Source organism: Pseudomonas sp. NMI542_15 (assembly GCF_021283425.1).
GTDB lineage: Bacteria > Pseudomonadota > Gammaproteobacteria > Pseudomonadales > Pseudomonadaceae > Aquipseudomonas > Aquipseudomonas fortuita.
In genome coordinates, this window is sequence record NZ_JAJSRO010000013.1 from 1 (window position 1) to 16,508 (window position 16,508).

The window sequence follows — 16,508 nt, forward strand, 5'->3', positions numbered from 1 at the left end:
GGTAAGACCACTCTGACCGCAGCTCTGACTCGCGTCTGCTCCGAAGTTTTCGGTTCGGCAGTCGTTGAGTTCGACAAGATCGACTCGGCTCCGGAAGAAAAAGCGCGCGGTATCACCATCAACACCGCTCACGTCGAGTACAACTCGAACATTCGTCACTACGCTCACGTTGACTGCCCAGGTCACGCTGACTACGTGAAGAACATGATCACCGGTGCTGCCCAGATGGACGGCGCGATCCTGGTTTGCTCGGCCGCCGATGGTCCGATGCCACAAACCCGTGAGCACATCCTGCTGTCCCGTCAGGTTGGCGTTCCGTACATCGTGGTCTTCCTGAACAAGGCTGACCTGGTAGACGACGCTGAGCTGCTGGAACTGGTCGAGATGGAAGTTCGCGACCTGCTGTCCACCTATGACTTCCCAGGCGACGACACCCCGATCATCATCGGTTCGGCTCGTATGGCGCTGGAAGGCAAAGACGACAACGAGATGGGCACCTCCGCCGTCAAGAAGCTGGTTGAAACTCTGGACAGCTACATCCCAGAGCCAGAGCGTGCTATCGACAAGCCGTTCCTGATGCCAATCGAAGACGTATTCTCGATCTCGGGTCGTGGTACCGTTGTTACCGGTCGTATCGAGCGTGGTATCGTCCGCGTTCAGGATCCGCTGGAAATCGTTGGTCTGCGTGACACCACCACCACCACCTGCACCGGTGTTGAGATGTTCCGCAAGCTGCTGGACGAAGGTCGTGCTGGCGAGAACTGCGGCGTTCTGCTGCGTGGTACCAAGCGTGACGACGTTGAGCGTGGCCAGGTTCTGGTCAAGCCAGGTTCGGTCAAGCCGCACACCAAGTTCACCGCAGAAGTCTACGTCCTGTCGAAGGAAGAAGGCGGTCGTCACACTCCGTTCTTCAAAGGCTACCGTCCTCAGTTCTACTTCCGTACCACTGACGTGACCGGTAACTGCGAACTGCCGGAAGGCGTTGAAATGGTAATGCCAGGTGACAACATTCAGATGACTGTTACCCTGATCAAGACCATCGCAATGGAAGACGGTCTGCGCTTCGCTATCCGTGAAGGCGGTCGTACCGTCGGCGCCGGCGTCGTAGCAAAAATTATTGAATAAGTAGTTGATTTACTTGATCAGGCCGGTATAATGGCCGGCCTGATACAGCGTTACAGGTCAGTAGCTCAATTGGCAGAGCGACGGTCTCCAAAACCGTAGGTTGGGGGTTCGATTCCCTCCTGACCTGCCATTTCACTTCGGTGTGATGGCTTTCTTCTCACAGGATCCTCCTTGATGACTCCCAAAACTGAAGCCCAAGAATCGCGTTTTGATCTGTTCAAGTGGCTGGCTGTAGTTGCTTTGGTGGTTGTAGCTGTTGTGGGTAATCAATATTACTCCGCCTCTCCGATCCTGTATCGCGTTCTCGCACTTCTCGTCCTGGCTGCTGTCGCAGGCTTTGTAGCTCTGCAGACTGCGAAGGGCAAGTCGTTCTTTGCGTTGGCGAAGGAAGCTCGTACCGAAATCCGTAAAGTCGTGTGGCCGACCCGCCAGGAAACCACCCAGACCACGCTGATTGTCGTGGCTGTCGTGCTGGTTATGGCACTGCTGCTGTGGGGTCTTGATTCCCTGCTCGGCTGGGCGGTCTCCCTGATCGTTGGCTAAAGGTGTCCCGTGGCTAAGCGTTGGTATGTTGTGCATGCTTACTCGGGTTACGAGAAGCATGTAATGCGCTCCCTGATTGAGCGCGTCAAGCTGGCTGGCATGGAAGACGGTTTCGGCGAGATCTTGGTTCCGACCGAAGAAGTCGTCGAAATGCGCAACGGCCAGAAGCGCAAGAGTGAGCGTAAATTCTTCCCTGGCTATGTACTGGTCCAGATGGAGATGAACGAAGGGACTTGGCACTTGGTCAAGGACACCCCTCGTGTGATGGGCTTTATTGGCGGTACCGCAGACAAGCCTGCACCGATCACCGATAAAGAAGCTGAAGCTATCCTGCGTCGCGTTGCTGACGGTAGCGACAAGCCGAAGCCGAAGACACTGTTCGAGCCAGGTGAAGTGGTTCGTGTCATTGACGGTCCGTTCGCTGACTTCAATGGTAGTGTCGAAGAGGTTAACTACGAAAAGAGTCGCCTCCAGGTGGCGGTGCTCATTTTCGGTCGCTCTACTCCGGTGGAGCTCGAGTTCAGCCAGGTCGAAAAGGTCTAGGCGGACGAAGCATCCCAAACCCCGCAGCCCTGTGTGTTGCGGGGTTTTGTCGTCACTGGGATAAAACGCAAGTCATCCGGGGAGCCATCAGGCGTTCGTACCCGATTTTGGAGTAGCTCATGGCTAAGAAGATTCAGGCTTACATCAAGCTGCAAGTTAAGGCCGGCCAGGCCAACCCAAGCCCACCCGTTGGTCCAGCACTGGGCCAACACGGTGTGAACATCATGGAATTCTGCAAGGCCTTCAACGCCCGTACCCAGGGTCAAGAAGCCGGCCTGCCGACTCCTGTGATCATCACTGTCTACAGCGACCGTAGCTTCACCTTCGAGACCAAGAGCACCCCTGCCTCGGTTCTGCTGAAGAAAGCTGCTGGCCTGACCAGTGGTTCGGCTCGTCCGAACACCGTTAAAGTCGGTACCGTTACCCGTGCTCAGCTGGAAGATATCGCCAAGGCAAAACAGGCTGATCTGACCGCTGCTGACCTGGACGCTGCTGTACGCACCATCGCTGGCTCTGCCCGCAGCATGGGCCTGAACGTGGAGGGTGTGTAATGGCTAAGCTGACCAAACGCCAAAAGGCAATCGCCGAAAAAATCGAAGCAGGCAAGGCCTACAACTTCGAAGAAGCGGCAACTCTGCTGGCCTCGCTGCCTGCTGCCAAGTTCGTCGAGTCCTACGACATCGCCGTTAACCTCGGTGTTGACCCGCGTAAATCCGACCAGGTCGTTCGTAGCGCTACTGTGCTGCCACACGGCACTGGCAAGACCGTTCGCGTTGCTGTCTTCACCCAGGGTCCAGCTGCTGAAGCCGCTCTGGCTGCCGGCGCTGACCGCGTAGGTATGGACGATCTGGCTGCCGAAATGAAAGCCGGCGATCTGAACTATGACGTCGTCATCGCATCGCCTGATGCCATGCGCGTTGTAGGTCAGCTGGGTCAGGTTCTGGGTCCTCGCGGCCTGATGCCTAACCCGAAAGTTGGTACCGTTAGCCCAGACGTAGCCACTGCCGTGAAAAACGCCAAGGCTGGTCAGGTTCGCTACCGTACCGACAAAAACGGTATTATCCACACCTCCGTTGGCAAGGTCGGCTTTGAAGCTGGCAAGCTGAAGGAAAACGTTGAAGCCCTGATCGCTGATCTGAAGCGTATCAAACCAGCTTCGTCGAAAGGTATCTACGTCAAGCGCGTTACCCTGAGCACCACCATGGGCCCAGGTCTGGTCATCGATCAGAGCTCGCTGAACGTGTAAGAACATGGCGGTGCGATTCGTCTCGCCGCCAGCAAAAATTGGGGTCCCTGCCTGGCGGGGGCTATCCAAGACCGTAGGTGGCGCAAGCCTTAAAACACCAGCCCACGCAGATGGTGCTCCCGATTCGTTACCGAATCAGACACCAAAACGACATCCGGCTTCGGCCAGATGAAACGGTAAAAACCAGGAGTAAACCCGTGGCAATTAAACTCGAAGACAAGAAGGCCATCGTCGCTGAAGTCAACGAGGCTGCCAAAGTCGCTCTGTCCGCTGTTGTGGCTGATGCCCGTGGTGTGACTGTAAGCGCAATGACCGGACTCCGTAAAGAGGCCCGCGAGGCTGGCGTTTACGTACGTGTCGTACGTAACACCCTGCTCAAGCGCGCTGTTGAAGGCACCGAGTTTTCGGTCCTCAACGACGCGTTCAAAGGCCCGACCCTGATTGCTTTCTCCAACGAACACCCGGGCGCTGCTGCTCGTCTGTTCAAAGAGTTCGCCAAGGGTCAGGACAAGTTCGAGATCAAGGCAGCTGCGTTTGACGGCAATTTCATTGCAGCGAACCAGATCGACGTGTTGGCTACCCTGCCGACCCGCGACGAAGCTATTGCACGACTGATGAGCGTTATTCAAGGCGCCACCAGCAAGCTGGCTCGTACTCTGGCAGCCATTCGCGACCAGAAAGAAGCTACCGCTGCCTAAGGCACGCGAACTCTTTCAAAATCATTTGTTTAATTTGATGGCTGCGTAGGCCTTCACCCCAATACAGGATTTAAGTCATGTCCCTGACTAACGAGCAAATCATCGAAGCAATCGGCCAGAAAACCGTTCTGGAAGTTGTTGAGCTGATCAAAGCAATGGAAGAAACCTTCGGCGTGACCGCTGCTGTTGCCGCTGCTGGCCCAGCTGCTGCTGCCGCTGTTGTTGAAGAGCAGACCGAGTTCAACGTTGTTCTGGTTGAAGCCGGCGAGAAGAAAGTGAACGTGATTAAAGCCGTTCGCGAGCTGACCGGTCTGGGCCTGAAAGAAGCCAAAGAGAAAGTCGATGGCGCTCCTCAGGTTGTAGCTGAAGGCGTTTCGAAAGAAGCCGCTGAAGACGCTAAGAAGAAGCTGGAAGAAGCAGGCGCTAAAGTCGAGCTGAAGTAATTTCGACTTTGCGATGCCAGCCTGAGCGTTGAGCACAAGGCTGATGGCTGGTGGCTTATGCCACCGGCCTTTTTCCGTTATTGGCGGTCGGTCAAGCCGGCCCCGATAACAAGCTGCAAGACACCCACGTGGGTGGCGCAAACCAAGGGGTTTGCACGATTTTCTGGCTGCTCCCGCCGGGAGAAGCCAAACAAGCAGGTGACCAAGCTGGGGAACGCTGATGGCTTACTCATACACTGAGAAAAAACGTATCCGCAAGGACTTTAGCAAGTTGCCGGACGTCATGGATGTGCCTTACCTCCTGGCCATCCAGCTGGATTCGTATCGCGAATTCCTGCAAGCGGGAGCATCCAAGGATCAGTTCCGCGACGTCGGCCTGCACGCGGCCTTCAAATCGGTATTCCCGATCATCAGCTACTCCGGCAATGCTGCCCTGGAGTATGTAGGCTATCGCCTGGGCGAGCCTGCCTTCGATGTGAAGGAATGTGTCCTGCGTGGCGTGACCTTCGCGGTCCCACTGCGGGTCAAGGTGCGCCTGATCATCTTCGACAAGGAATCGTCGAACAAAGCGATCAAGGACATCAAAGAGCAAGAAGTCTACATGGGTGAAATCCCCCTGATGACTGAGAACGGTACCTTCGTTATCAACGGTACCGAGCGTGTGATCGTTTCCCAGCTGCACCGTTCGCCTGGTGTGTTCTTCGACCACGACCGTGGCAAGACTCACAGCTCCGGCAAGCTGCTGTACTCCGCTCGCATCATCCCTTACCGCGGTTCCTGGCTGGACTTCGAGTTCGACCCGAAAGACTGCGTGTTCGTACGTATCGACCGTCGCCGCAAACTGCCGGCGTCGGTGCTGTTGCGCGCCCTGGGTTACAGCACTGAAGAAGTGCTGAACACCTTCTACACCACCAACGTGTTCCACATTTCCGGCGAAAAACTCAGCCTGGAACTCGTGCCGCAGCGTCTGCGTGGTGAAGTTGCGGTCATGGACATCCATGACGAAACCGGCAAGGTCATTGTCGAGCAGGGCCGCCGTATTACTGCGCGCCACATCAACCAGCTCGAGAAGGCCGGCGTCAAGCAGCTGGACGTTCCAATGGAATACGTCCTGGGTCGCACCACTGCCAAGGCCATCGTGCACCCGGCTACTGGCGAGATCCTGGCTGAGTGCAATACCGAGCTGACCACTGATCTGCTGATCAAAGTCGCCAAGGCACAGGTCGTCCGTATCGAGACCCTGTACACCAACGACATTGATTGCGGTCCGTTCATCTCCGACACCCTGAAGATCGACACCACCAGCAACCAGCTGGAAGCCCTGGTCGAGATCTACCGCATGATGCGTCCAGGCGAGCCGCCGACCAAGGATGCCGCCGAGACCCTGTTCAACAACCTGTTCTTCAGCGCCGAGCGTTACGACCTGTCCGCTGTCGGTCGCATGAAGTTCAACCGTCGTATCGGTCGTACCGAGATCGAAGGTTCAGGCGTGCTGAGCAAGGAAGACATCGTCGAGGTCCTCAAGACCCTGGTCGATATCCGTAACGGCAAAGGCATCGTCGACGACATCGACCACCTGGGTAACCGTCGCGTACGTTGCGTCGGCGAGATGGCCGAGAACCAGTTCCGCGTTGGCCTGGTGCGTGTAGAGCGCGCGGTCAAGGAACGCCTGTCGATGGCGGAAAGCGAAGGCTTGATGCCGCAGGACCTGATCAACGCCAAGCCGGTTGCGGCGGCGGTGAAAGAGTTCTTCGGTTCCAGCCAGCTGTCCCAGTTCATGGACCAGAACAACCCGCTCTCCGAGATCACCCACAAGCGCCGCGTCTCTGCGCTCGGCCCGGGCGGTCTGACCCGTGAGCGTGCTGGCTTCGAAGTCCGTGACGTACACCCGACTCACTACGGCCGTGTGTGCCCGATCGAGACCCCTGAAGGTCCGAACATCGGTCTGATCAACTCCCTGGCGGCCTATGCCCGCACCAACCAGTACGGCTTCCTGGAAAGCCCGTACCGTGTGGTGAAGGAAGGCGTTGTCAGCGACGACATCGTGTTCCTGTCGGCAATCGAAGAAGCGGATCACGTCATCGCCCAGGCTTCGGCCGCGATGAACGACAAGAAGCAACTGATCGATGAGCTGGTAGCTGTTCGTCACCTGAACGAATTCACCGTCAAGGCGCCGGAAGACGTCACCCTGATGGACGTTTCGCCGAAGCAGGTAGTTTCCGTTGCTGCGTCGCTGATTCCGTTCCTCGAGCACGACGACGCCAACCGTGCGTTGATGGGTTCGAACATGCAGCGTCAGGCTGTACCGACCCTGCGTGCTGACAAGCCGCTGGTAGGTACCGGCATGGAGCGCAACGTTGCCCGTGACTCCGGTGTCTGCGTGGTTGCTCGCCGTGGTGGCGTGATCGACTCGGTCGACGCCAGCCGTATCGTTGTTCGCGTCAACGACGACGAGGTGGAAACCGGCGAAGCAGGTGTAGATATCTACAACCTGACCAAGTACACCCGCTCGAACCAGAACACCTGCATCAACCAGCGTCCGCTGGTCAGCAAGGGTGACAAGGTTCAGCGTAGCGACATCATGGCCGACGGCCCGTCCACCGACATGGGTGAGCTGGCACTGGGTCAGAACATGCGCATCGCGTTCATGGCGTGGAACGGCTTCAACTTCGAAGACTCCATCTGCCTGTCCGAGCGTGTGGTCCAGGAAGATCGCTTCACCACCATCCACATTCAGGAACTGACCTGTGTGGCGCGTGACACCAAGCTTGGCCCAGAGGAAATCACTGCGGACATCCCGAACGTGGGTGAAGCTGCACTGAACAAACTGGACGAAGCCGGTATTGTCTACGTGGGTGCTGAAGTCGGCGCTGGTGACATCCTGGTTGGCAAGGTCACGCCAAAAGGCGAAACCCAGCTGACTCCGGAAGAAAAACTGCTGCGCGCAATCTTCGGTGAGAAGGCGAGCGACGTTAAAGACACCTCCCTGCGCGTGCCAACTGGCACCAAGGGCACTGTCATTGACGTACAGGTCTTCACCCGTGATGGCGTCGAGCGCGATAGCCGCGCTCTGGCCATCGAGAAGATGCAGCTGGACGAGATTCGCAAGGACCTCAACGAAGAGTTCCGCATCGTCGAAGGTGCAACCTTCGAGCGTCTGCGTTCTGCCCTGAACGGCCAGGTGGTCGACGGTGGCGCGGGCCTGAAGAAAGGCACCGTGGTCACCGACGAAGTGCTGGACGGTCTGGAGCACGGCCAGTGGTTCAAACTGCGCATGGCTGAAGATGCACTGAATGAGCAGCTGGAAAAGGCTCAACAGTACATCGTCGACCGTCGCCGTCTGCTGGACGACAAGTTCGAAGACAAGAAGCGCAAGCTGCAGCAGGGCGATGACCTGGCTCCGGGCGTACTGAAGATCGTCAAGGTCTACCTGGCAATTCGCCGTCGCATCCAGCCGGGTGACAAGATGGCTGGTCGTCACGGTAACAAGGGTGTTGTCTCGGTCATCATGCCGGTTGAAGACATGCCGCACGATGCCAACGGTACTCCGGTCGACGTCGTACTGAACCCGCTGGGTGTACCTTCGCGTATGAACGTTGGTCAGATCCTTGAAACCCACCTGGGCCTCGCGGCCAAGGGCCTGGGCGAAAAGATCGACCGCATGATCGAAGAGCAACGCAAGGCTGCTGAGCTGCGCGTATTCCTGACCGAGGTCTACAACGAGATCGGCGGTCGTCAGGAAAACCTCGCCGAGTTCACCGACGAAGAGATCCTGGCCCTGGCACACAACCTGAAGAAGGGCGTGCCGATGGCTACTCCGGTCTTCGATGGTGCCAAGGAAAGCGAGATCAAGGCCATGCTGAAGCTGGCTGATCTGCCAGAGAGCGGCCAGATGGTGCTGTTCGATGGCCGCACCGGCAACAAGTTCGAGCGTCCGGTGACCGTTGGTTACATGTACATGCTCAAGCTGAACCACTTGGTGGACGACAAGATGCACGCGCGTTCCACTGGTTCCTACAGCCTGGTTACCCAGCAGCCGCTGGGTGGTAAGGCGCAGTTCGGTGGTCAGCGTTTCGGGGAGATGGAAGTGTGGGCGCTGGAAGCATATGGCGCGGCATACACCCTGCAAGAAATGCTCACAGTGAAGTCGGACGACGTGAACGGCCGTACCAAGATGTACAAGAACATCGTGGATGGCGATCACCGTATGGAGCCGGGCATGCCCGAGTCCTTCAACGTGTTGATCAAAGAGATCCGTTCGCTCGGTATCGATATCGATCTGGAAACCGAATAACACGTGACGCGAAGGGGGGTGGGGCAGGTAATGCCCGCTCCCTGCTCCGCCAGGAGGAAAGGCCTTGAAAGACCTACTGAATTTGCTGAAAAACCAGGGTCAAGTCGAAGAGTTCGACGCCATCCGTATCGGTCTGGCGTCGCCTGAAATGATCCGTTCGTGGTCGTTCGGTGAAGTTAAGAAGCCGGAAACCATCAACTACCGTACGTTCAAACCTGAGCGTGACGGCCTGTTCTGCGCCAAGATCTTTGGCCCAGTCAAGGACTACGAGTGCCTGTGCGGCAAGTACAAGCGCCTCAAGCACCGCGGCGTGATCTGCGAGAAGTGCGGCGTTGAAGTTGCCCTGGCCAAGGTTCGTCGTGAGCGCATGGCGCACATCGAACTGGCCTCGCCGGTCGCCCACATCTGGTTCCTGAAGTCGCTGCCGTCCCGTATCGGCCTGCTGATGGACATGACCCTGCGTGATATCGAACGCGTGCTCTACTTCGAGAGCTATGTCGTTATCGACCCAGGCATGACCACCCTGGAAAAGGGCCAGCTGCTGAACGACGAGCAGTACTTCGAAGCGCTGGAAGAGTTCGGTGACGATTTCGATGCCCGCATGGGTGCTGAAGCTGTCCGCGAACTGCTGCACGCTATCGACCTGGAGCACGAGATCGGTCGCCTGCGCGAAGAGATTCCGCAGACCAACTCGGAAACCAAGATCAAGAAGCTGTCCAAGCGCCTGAAGCTGATGGAAGCTTTCCAGGGCTCGGGCAACCTGCCTGAGTGGATGGTCCTGACCGTCCTGCCAGTACTGCCACCGGACCTGCGTCCGCTGGTCCCGCTGGATGGCGGCCGCTTCGCGACCTCCGACCTGAACGACCTGTATCGTCGGGTGATCAACCGTAACAACCGTCTGAAGCGCCTGCTGGATCTGTCGGCGCCAGACATCATCGTGCGCAACGAAAAGCGCATGCTGCAGGAGGCGGTCGACGCCCTGCTGGACAACGGCCGTCGCGGTCGCGCCATCACTGGCTCGAACAAGCGTCCGCTGAAGTCGCTGGCTGACATGATCAAAGGTAAGCAAGGTCGCTTCCGTCAGAACTTGCTCGGTAAGCGTGTGGACTACTCTGGCCGTTCGGTAATTACCGTAGGCCCGACCCTGCGTCTGCACCAGTGCGGTCTGCCGAAGAAGATGGCCCTCGAGCTGTTCAAACCGTTCATTTTCGGCAAGCTGGAAATGCGTGGTCTGGCGACCACCATCAAGGCTGCCAAGAAGATGGTCGAGCGCGAGCTGCCAGAGGTGTGGGACGTTCTCGCCGAAGTGATTCGCGAACACCCCGTACTGCTCAACCGTGCACCGACCCTGCACCGTCTGGGTATCCAGGCTTTTGAACCGGTTCTGATCGAAGGTAAGGCTATCCAGCTGCACCCACTGGTCTGTGCCGCGTACAACGCCGACTTCGACGGTGACCAGATGGCCGTTCACGTGCCGCTGACGCTGGAAGCCCAGCTCGAAGCGCGCGCGCTGATGATGTCGACCAACAACATCCTGTCGCCAGCCAACGGTGAGCCAATCATCGTACCGTCGCAGGACGTGGTACTGGGTCTGTATTACATGACCCGTGAAGCCATCAACGCCAAGGGCGAAGGTCGCGTATTTGCCGACCTGCAGGAAGTCGACCGCGTATTCCGCGCCGGCGAAGCTGCGCTGCACGCGAAAATCAAGGTTCGTATCAACGAAACCGTGAAAGATCGCGACGGCAGCGTTACCAAGAACACCCGTATTGTCGACACCACGGTCGGCCGTGCGCTGCTGTTCCAGGTTGTACCGGCAGGCCTGCCGTACGACGTGGTCAACCAGCCGATGAAGAAGAAGGCGATCTCCAAGCTGATCAACCAGTGCTACCGCGTGGTTGGTCTGAAAGAGACCGTTATCTTCGCTGACCAGCTGATGTACACCGGTTTCGCTTACTCCACCATCTCTGGCGTGTCCATTGGTGTGAACGACTTTGTCATCCCTGATGAGAAAGCGCGCATCATCAACAGCGCTACCGATGAAGTGAAAGAAATCGAAAGCCAGTACGCCTCCGGCCTGGTAACCCAGGGCGAGAAGTACAACAAGGTCATCGACTTGTGGTCGAAGGCGAACGACGAAGTGTCCAAGGCGATGATGGCCAACCTCTCGAAAGAGAAGGTCATCGACCGCGAAGGCAAAGAAGTCGAGCAAGAGTCCTTCAACTCGATGTACATGATGGCTGACTCTGGTGCGCGGGGTTCCGCAGCCCAGATCCGTCAGCTGGCCGGTATGCGTGGCCTGATGGCCAAGCCGGACGGCTCGATCATCGAGACGCCGATCACTGCGAACTTCCGTGAAGGTCTGAGCGTACTCCAGTACTTCATCTCGACTCACGGTGCTCGTAAAGGTCTGGCGGATACCGCGTTGAAGACTGCGAACTCCGGTTACCTGACCCGTCGTCTGGTAGACGTTGCGCAAGACCTGGTTGTAACCGAGATCGATTGCGGTACCGACCATGGCTTGCTGATGACTCCGCACATTGAAGGCGGTGACGTTGTAGAGCCGCTGGGTGAGCGTGTACTGGGCCGTGTCATTGCCCGTGACGTGTTCAAGCCAGGCACCGAGGACGTCATCGTTCCGGCCGGTACGCTGGTAGACGAGCAGTGGGTCGAGTTCATCGAGCTGAACAGCATCGACGAAGTTATCGTGCGTTCGCCGATCAACTGCGAAACCCGCTACGGCATCTGCGCCAAGTGCTACGGTCGTGACCTGGCGCGTGGTCACCAGGTGAACATCGGTGAAGCTGTCGGCGTTATCGCTGCTCAGTCGATCGGTGAGCCGGGTACCCAGCTGACCATGCGTACGTTCCACATCGGTGGTGCTGCGAGCCGTACTTCGGCTGCCGACAGCGTCCAGGTGAAGAACGGCGGTATGGTACGTCTGCACAACCTGAAGCAGGTCGTGCGTGCCGATGGCAATCTGGTTGCTGTGTCGCGTTCTGGCGAGCTGGCCATTGCTGACGAATTCGGTCGTGAGCGTGAGCGTTACAAGCTGCCTTACGGTGCGGTAATTTCGGTCAAGGAAGGTGAGAAGGTCGAAGCTGGCGCCATCGTCGCCAAGTGGGACCCGCACACCCACCCGATCGTTACCGAGCTGAAAGGTACCGTGACCTTCGTGGGCATGGAAGAAAACATCACCATCAAGCGCCAGACCGACGAACTGACCGGCCTGACCAACATTGAAGTACTGGACGTCAAGGATCGCCCTGCCGCAGGCAAGGAAATCCGTCCGGCAATCAAGATGGTCGACGCCAATGGCAAGGACCTGTACCTGCCAGGTACCGATGTACCGGCGCAGTACTTCCTGCCAGCCAACGCCTTGGTTGGTGTTGCTGACGGTGCCCAGATCGGTGTTGGTGACGTTATCGCGCGTATCCCGCAAGAAACGTCGAAGACCCGTGACATCACCGGTGGTCTGCCACGCGTAGCTGACTTGTTCGAAGCGCGTCGTCCGAAAGAAGCCTCGATTCTGGCTGAAGTCAGCGGCACCATCGCGTTCGGTAAAGAGACCAAGGGCAAGCGTCGCCTGGTCATCACGCCGACCGACGGCAGCGATCCGTACGAAGAGCTGATTCCGAAGTGGCGCCACCTGAACGTCTTCGAAGGTGAACAGGTAAACCGCGGCGAAGTTATCTCCGACGGCCCGAGCGATCCGCACGACATCCTGCGTCTGCTGGGTGTGAGCGCGCTGGCGAAGTACATCGTCAACGAGATCCAAGACGTTTACCGTCTGCAAGGCGTGAAGATCAACGACAAGCACATCGAGACCATCCTGCGTCAGATGCTGCGCAAGGTCGAGATCTCCGAGTCGGGCGATTCCAGCTTCATCAAGGGCGACCAGATGGAACTGACTCACGTACTGGTCGAGAACGAGCGTCTCGCCAGCGAAGACAAGTTCATCTCGAAGTTCACTCGCGTGTTGTTGGGTATCACCAAGGCGTCGCTGTCGACCGAATCGTTCATCTCCGCGGCTTCCTTCCAGGAAACCACCCGCGTACTGACCGAAGCGGCGGTAACCGGCAAGCGCGATTACCTGCGCGGCCTGAAAGAGAACGTGGTCGTGGGTCGTCTGATCCCGGCCGGTACCGGTCTGGCCTACCACAGCGAGCGCAAGCGTCGCCGTGAAGCCGACAAACCGCTGCGTGTAAGCGCCAGTGAGGTGGAAGCCGCACTGACCGAAGCGCTGAATTCCAGCGGTAACTAAGTACAGGGCAGGGCCCCGGCAAGCTTCGATCGACCATCGGCGACATGAAATGTTGCCGATGATCGGGCGAGGAGGGCCGGGGCCTTGTCTTGACTGGGTGCAAGATCCTCCGTAGACTTTTGTACCCTTAAATTTGGTGAGGCTCCGTCTCGCCAATTTTTGGCTTTCTTGCAAGACAATAGAGTCGCAAGACAATCAGTGGAGCTAGTAGATGGCAACTATCAACCAGCTGGTACGTCAGCCGCGTAAGCGTTCGGTCGAGAAGTCCGACGTTCCTGCGCTGCAGAACTGCCCGCAACGTCGTGGCGTGTGCACCCGTGTGTACACCACCACGCCGAAAAAACCTAACTCGGCACTGCGTAAAGTATGCCGTGTGCGTCTGACCAACGGTTTCGAGGTTTCCTCGTACATCGGCGGTGAAGGCCACAACCTGCAAGAGCACAGCGTCGTCCTGATCCGTGGCGGCCGTGTAAAAGACTTGCCAGGTGTTCGTTACCACACCGTTCGCGGCTCTCTGGATACTTCGGGCGTCAAAGGCCGTAACCAGGGTCGTTCGAAGTACGGTACCAAGCGTCCGAAGTAATCGGCCGTTTGCACATATCCATTTTTTTGAGTCGATAAGAGTAAGGTCGGGCAGGGGTCGAAGACCCACGTCCCGGGCTAACCTGAAGACCGTTTGAGGGCTTATCATGCCAAGACGTCGTGTAGCAGCAAAACGTGAGATTCTGGACGATCCTAAATACGGATCCCAAATCCTCGCCAAGTTCATGAACCACGTGATGGAAAGCGGCAAGAAGGCTGTAGCCGAGCGCATCGTTTACGGTGCCCTGGATACCGTCAAAGCACGCAAGAACAGCGACCCCCTGGAAATCTTCGAGAAAGCTCTCGACGCCATCGCTCCGCTGGTCGAAGTAAAGTCCCGCCGTGTCGGCGGTGCCACTTACCAGGTCCCGGTTGAAGTTCGTCCATCCCGTCGTAATGCTCTGGCAATGCGCTGGCTCGTAGACTACGCCCGCAAGCGTGGCGAGAAGTCGATGGCTCTGCGCCTGGCTGGCGAGCTGCTGGATGCTGCTGAAGGCAAAGGTGCTGCAGTCAAGAAGCGTGAAGACGTTCACCGTATGGCTGAAGCCAACAAAGCGTTCTCGCACTACCGCTTCTAATTCAAGCATCAATCATTTTGCGAGGGCTTTATGGCTCGTACTACAGCAATTAACCGCTATCGTAACATTGGTATCTGTGCCCACGTTGACGCGGGCAAGACCACCACTACCGAGCGGATCCTGTTCTACACAGGTCTGAGCCACAAGATGGGCGAGGTGCATGATGGCGCCGCGACCACCGACTGGATGGTGCAGGAGCAGGAGCGGGGTATCACCATTACCTCCGCTGCCGTTACCACCTTCTGGAAAGGCTCTGTTGGTCAGTATGACAACTACCGTGTAAACGTCATCGATACCCCTGGCCACGTTGACTTCACTATTGAAGTAGAGCGTTCGCTGCGCGTACTCGACGGCGCTGTCGTTGTGTTCTGCGGTACCTCCGGCGTTGAGCCTCAGTCCGAAACCGTATGGCGTCAGGCCAACAAGTACGGCGTTCCACGTGTTGTCTACGTGAACAAGATGGACCGTGCCGGTGCAAACTTCCTGCGCGTCGTAGGTCAGATCAAGAACCGTCTGGGTCACACCCCGGTTCCTGTTCAGCTGGCCATCGGTTCGGAAGATAACTTCCAGGGTCAGGTTGACCTGATCAAGATGAAGGCTATCTACTGGAACGACGACGACAAAGGCACCACTTATCGCGAGGAAGAAATTCCTGCCGATATGCTGGAGCTGGCTCAAGAGTGGCGCTCCAACATGGTTGAAGCGGCTGCCGAGTCCAGCGAAGAGCTGATGAACAAGTACCTGGAAGGCGAAGAGCTGACCGTCGAAGAGATCAAAGCCGGTCTGCGCGCGCGCACCCTGGCCAGCGAAATCGTTCCGGCTGTCTGCGGTTCGTCGTTCAAGAACAAGGGTGTTCCCCTGGTTCTCGACGCCGTCATCGACTACCTGCCAGCTCCGACCGAGATTCCTGCGATCCAGGGTATCAACCCGGATGACAAGGAACTGGACAAAGAAGATCCGGCTGTTCGTAAAGACGTGCGTCACGCTGACGACGACGAGCCGTTCTCGGCTCTGGCGTTCAAGATCGCGACTGACCCGTTCGTGGGTACTCTGACCTTCGTTCGCGTCTACTCGGGTGTTCTGACCTCCGGTGACTCCGTCATCAACTCGGTCAAGGGCAAGAAAGAGCGCGTTGGTCGTATGGTGCAGATGCACGCCAACCAGCGTGAAGAAATCAAGGAAGTGCGCGCTGGCGACATCGCTGCACTGATCGGCATGAAGGACGTGACCACGGGCGAAACCCTGTGCAACGCCGACAAGCCAATCATCCTTGAGCGTATGGACTTCCCTGAGCCGGTCATTTCGCTCTCCGTAGAGCCGAAAACCAAGGCTGACCAGGAGAAGATGGGTATTGCACTGGGCAAGCTGGCCCAGGAAGACCCGTCGTTCCGCGTCAAGACCGACGAAGAGACTGGCCAGACCATCATCTCGGGTATGGGTGAGCTGCACCTGGACATCCTCGTTGACCGCATGAAGCGCGAGTTCAACGTCGAAGCCAACATCGGCAAGCCGCAGGTTTCGTACCGCGAGAAGATCACCAAGTCCAACGTCGAGATCGAAGGCAAGTTCGTTCGTCAGTCGGGCGGTCGTGGTCAGTTCGGTCACTGCTGGATCCGTTTCTCGGAGCCGGATCAGGACGAAAAAGGCAACATCACCGAAGGTCTGGTGTTCTCCAACGAAGTCGTTGGTGGTGTGATTCCTAAGGAATTCATCGCCCCGATCCAGAAGGGTATCGAAGAGCAGATGAAGAACGGCGTTGTTGCCGGCTATCCTCTGATCGGCCTGAAGGCCGCGGTATTCGATGGTTCGTATCACGACGTCGACTCCAACGAAATGGCGTTCAAAATCGCCGCTTCGATGGCGACCAAGCAACTGGCCCAGAAGGGCGGTGGCGTGGTTCTCGAGCCGATCATGAAGGTTGAAGTTGTAACCCCGGAAGACTACCTGGGTGACGTGATGGGTGACCTGAACCGTCGTCGTGGTCTGGTCCAGGGTATGGATGAATCGGTCTCTGGCCGTGTCGTCCGCGCTGAAGTACCGCTCGGAGAGATGTTCGGTTACGCAACCGACGTTCGTTCCATGTCTCAGGGTCGCGCAAGCTACTCCATGGAATTCTCCAAATACGCCGAAGCTCCGTCGAACATCGTCGAAGCACTCGTTAAAAAACAAGGCTAATCCCCTTTAGGCAAGAG

General features: G+C 57.5%; 12 protein-coding genes and 1 tRNA gene. All 13 read left to right on the forward strand.

The window, feature by feature from the left end; genetic code table 11:
* Positions 1–1,125 (forward strand): elongation factor Tu (tuf, locus tag LU684_RS18450; protein WP_232894891.1); only part of this gene is annotated, 1,125 nt, incomplete at its 5' end.
* Between the two features lie 54 nt (positions 1,126–1,179).
* Positions 1,180–1,255 (forward strand) — tRNA-Trp (locus LU684_RS18455).
* A 44-nt stretch (positions 1,256–1,299) separates the two neighbouring features.
* Positions 1,300–1,668, forward strand: a complete 369-nt coding sequence (secE, locus tag LU684_RS18460; RefSeq protein ID WP_016484648.1) for a preprotein translocase subunit SecE — start codon at positions 1,300–1,302, stop codon at positions 1,666–1,668.
* A 9-nt stretch (positions 1,669–1,677) separates the two neighbouring features.
* A complete protein-coding gene (gene nusG / locus LU684_RS18465; protein WP_003255501.1) occupies positions 1,678–2,211 on the forward strand; it encodes a transcription termination/antitermination protein NusG in 534 nt (177 codons plus the stop codon).
* Between the two features lie 119 nt (positions 2,212–2,330).
* Positions 2,331–2,762, forward strand: a complete 432-nt coding sequence (gene rplK, locus LU684_RS18470; protein ID WP_003255500.1) for a 50S ribosomal protein L11 — start codon at positions 2,331–2,333, stop codon at positions 2,760–2,762.
* Entirely contained in the window at positions 2,762–3,457 is a 696-nt protein-coding gene (rplA, locus tag LU684_RS18475; RefSeq protein ID WP_016392127.1) for a 50S ribosomal protein L1, read from the forward strand. Before rplK ends, rplA begins: the two co-directional genes overlap by 1 nt.
* Before the next feature lie 197 nt (positions 3,458–3,654).
* Positions 3,655–4,155 carry a 50S ribosomal protein L10 gene (gene rplJ, locus LU684_RS18480; RefSeq protein ID WP_016484649.1) on the forward strand — a complete coding sequence of 167 codons (501 nt, stop codon included), beginning with the start codon at positions 3,655–3,657 and terminating at the stop codon, positions 4,153–4,155.
* Positions 4,156–4,232: 77 nt separating this feature from the next.
* Positions 4,233–4,598 carry a 50S ribosomal protein L7/L12 gene (rplL, locus tag LU684_RS18485; RefSeq protein WP_007957596.1) on the forward strand — a complete coding sequence of 122 codons (366 nt, stop codon included), beginning with the start codon at positions 4,233–4,235 and terminating at the stop codon, positions 4,596–4,598.
* Positions 4,599–4,818: 220 nt separating this feature from the next.
* Entirely contained in the window at positions 4,819–8,892 is a 4,074-nt protein-coding gene (gene rpoB / locus LU684_RS18490) for a DNA-directed RNA polymerase subunit beta (protein WP_016484650.1), read from the forward strand.
* A gap of 64 nt (positions 8,893–8,956) precedes the next feature.
* Positions 8,957–13,156: a DNA-directed RNA polymerase subunit beta' gene (rpoC, locus tag LU684_RS18495; protein WP_016484651.1), complete on the forward strand. Its 4,200-nt coding sequence runs from the start codon at positions 8,957–8,959 to the stop codon at positions 13,154–13,156.
* A gap of 211 nt (positions 13,157–13,367) precedes the next feature.
* Positions 13,368–13,739, forward strand: coding sequence for a 30S ribosomal protein S12 (rpsL, locus tag LU684_RS18500; RefSeq protein ID WP_003255492.1), 372 nt, complete (start codon positions 13,368–13,370; stop codon positions 13,737–13,739).
* Positions 13,740–13,845: 106 nt separating this feature from the next.
* Positions 13,846–14,316 carry a 30S ribosomal protein S7 gene (gene rpsG / locus LU684_RS18505; protein ID WP_003246741.1) on the forward strand — a complete coding sequence of 157 codons (471 nt, stop codon included), beginning with the start codon at positions 13,846–13,848 and terminating at the stop codon, positions 14,314–14,316.
* 30 nt (positions 14,317–14,346) lie between these two features.
* Positions 14,347–16,491 carry an elongation factor G gene (fusA, locus tag LU684_RS18510; protein ID WP_016484652.1) on the forward strand — a complete coding sequence of 715 codons (2,145 nt, stop codon included), beginning with the start codon at positions 14,347–14,349 and terminating at the stop codon, positions 16,489–16,491.
* Positions 16,492–16,508 lie beyond the last annotated feature (17 nt).